General features: G+C 71.7%; 2 protein-coding genes. Both read left to right on the top strand.

Features of this window, described 5'->3' with window-relative positions:
- Positions 1-650, top strand: a 650-nt coding sequence (locus tag DSY14_RS27550) for a cobalamin B12-binding domain-containing protein (RefSeq protein ID WP_249188566.1), incomplete at its 5' end; no start/stop codon positions are given.
- Positions 647-2404 (top strand): methylmalonyl-CoA mutase (scpA, locus tag DSY14_RS27545; RefSeq protein WP_211719523.1); only part of this gene is annotated, 1758 nt, incomplete at its 3' end. The genes DSY14_RS27550 and scpA, both read left to right, overlap by 4 nt.

Below are 2404 nucleotides of genomic sequence, written 5' to 3'. Positions count from 1 at the left end.
TGGTGGGTGCGGAGGTGGAGCGGGTGTGGGAGCGCCGGCGCCGTGATCTGGCCACGCGTGCCGCGCCGTTGACGGGGGTGAGCGAGTTCCCGAACCTGGACGAGACACCGTTGGAGCGCCCCGCCGATCCGGCGGTTCGGGGTCCGGTGCCGGGCGGGTTCGCGGTGCGTCGTTACGCCCAGGACTTCGAGGCACTGCGCGACCGGTGCGACGAACACCGGGCCGCGTCCGGGCACCGCCCCACCGCGTTCCTGGCCACCCTGGGCCCGGTCGCGGTGCACACCGCCCGCGCCTCGTTCGCCGCCAACCTCCTGGCCGCGGGCGGGATCGCCGCCCACCAGCCGGGTCCGCTGGAGGACGTAGGAGCGGTGGCGGCCGCTTTCGCCGCGTCCGGACACCAGGTCGCGGTGATCTGTTCGAGCGACCGGGTCTACGCCGAGCACGCCCAGGCGCTGGCCCGCTCGCTCAAGGCCGCCGGTGCCCACCGGGTCCTGCTCGCCGGTGCGCCGCGCGACGCCTACCGGGAGGCCGGGGTGGACGTGTTCGCCCACCAGGGCTGTGACGCGGTGGCCCTGCTCACCGATCTGGTCGACGTCCTCACCACCGATCCGCCCGTCAGTACCACCGATGCCCAGGGGGCGAGCGCATGATCCCGGACTTCTCCGATATCGGACCCCGCACACCCGGCACCACCCCCGACGCAGCGGATCCGCACGCGTGGCGGCGCGCGGTGGAACAGGCCACCGGTAAGGCCACCGACGCCCTGGAATGGCACACCCCCGAAGGCATCACCGTCCACCCCCTCTACACCGCCGCCGACCGCCAGGGCCTGGACTTCGTCGAGGGTCTGCCCGGTATCGCCCCCTACCTGCGCGGCCCCTACCCCACCATGTACGTCAACCAGCCCTGGACCATCCGCCAGTACGCCGGGTTCTCCACCGCCCAGGAATCCAACGCCTTCTACCGCCGTAACCTGGCCGCCGGCCAAAAAGGCCTCTCGGTCGCCTTCGACCTGGCCACCCACCGCGGCTACGACTCCGACCACCCCCGCGTGGCCGGGGACGTGGGCATGGCCGGGGTGGCCATCGACTCCCTGCACGACATGCGCCGCCTCTTCGACGGCATCCCTCTGGACCGCATGAGCGTGTCCATGACCATGAACGGCGCCGTGCTGCCCGTCCTGGCCCTGTACATCGTGGCCGCCGAGGAACAGGGCGTGGCACCCGAACAACTCTCCGGGACCATCCAGAACGACATCCTCAAGGAGTTCATGGTCCGCAACACCTACATCTACCCGCCCGGGCCCTCGATGCGGATCATCTCCGACATCTTCGCCTATACCTCCCGGCGCATGCCCCGCTTCAACTCCATCTCCATCTCCGGCTACCACATGCAGGAGGCCGGGGCCACCGCCGACCTGGAACTGGCCTACACCCTGGCCGACGGCGTGGAGTACATCCGCGCCGGGCAGGCCTCGGGCCTGGAGGTGGACGCCTTCGCCCCCCGCCTGTCCTTCTTCTGGGCCATCGGGATGAACTTCTTCATGGAGGTCGCCAAACTCCGGGCGGCGCGCCTGGTGTGGGCGCGTCTGGTCAGGGACCTGGGGGCCACCGGCGCCAAGTCGTTGAGTCTGCGCACCCACTCCCAGACCTCGGGCTGGTCGCTGACCGCCCAGGACGTGTACAACAACGTGGCCCGCACCTGTGTGGAGGCCATGGCCGCCACCCAGGGCCACACCCAGTCGCTGCACACCAACGCCCTGGACGAGGCGCTGGCCCTGCCCACCGACTTCTCCGCCCGCATCGCCCGCAACACCCAGCTGGTGCTGCAGCAGGAATCGGGCACCACCCGGGTGGTGGACCCCTGGGGCGGCAGCTTCTACGTGGAGACCCTCACCCGCCGTCTGGCCGAGCGGGCCTGGGCCCACATCGGTGAGGTGGAGCGGGCCGGGGGGATGGCCGCGGCCATCGAGGCCGGGCTGCCCAAGATGCGCATCGAGGAGGCCGCCGCCCGCACCCAGGCCCGCATCGACGCGGGCCGCCAACCGGTGATCGGGGTGAACAAGTACCGGCCGGGCACCGTCGATGAGATCGAGGTGCTCAAGGTCGACAACACCCGGGTGCGCGCCGAGCAGATCGCGTCGCTGGAGCGGTTGCGGGCCGAGCGTGACCAGGGTCGGGTGCGGGCGGCGTTGGAGGCGTTGACCGCGGCGGCCCAGGGCCCGTCCCGGGCGGACGCGGAGTTGAGCGGGAACCTGTTGGCGGCGGCGGTGGAGGCGGCGCGGGCCCAGGCCACGGTGGGGGAGATCTCCGAGGCGATGGAGCGGGTCTTCGGTCGTCACGCGGGTCAGGTCCGTACCATCCAGGGGGTGTACCGGCAGGAGGCCGCCGCCGGTGGTGAGGGG

The organism is Nocardiopsis sp. MG754419, assembly GCF_018207095.1.
GTDB lineage: Bacteria > Actinomycetota > Actinomycetes > Streptosporangiales > Streptosporangiaceae > Nocardiopsis.
Note: the sequence above shows the minus strand (reverse complement) of the source record. Positions and strands in the feature narration are given on the sequence as shown.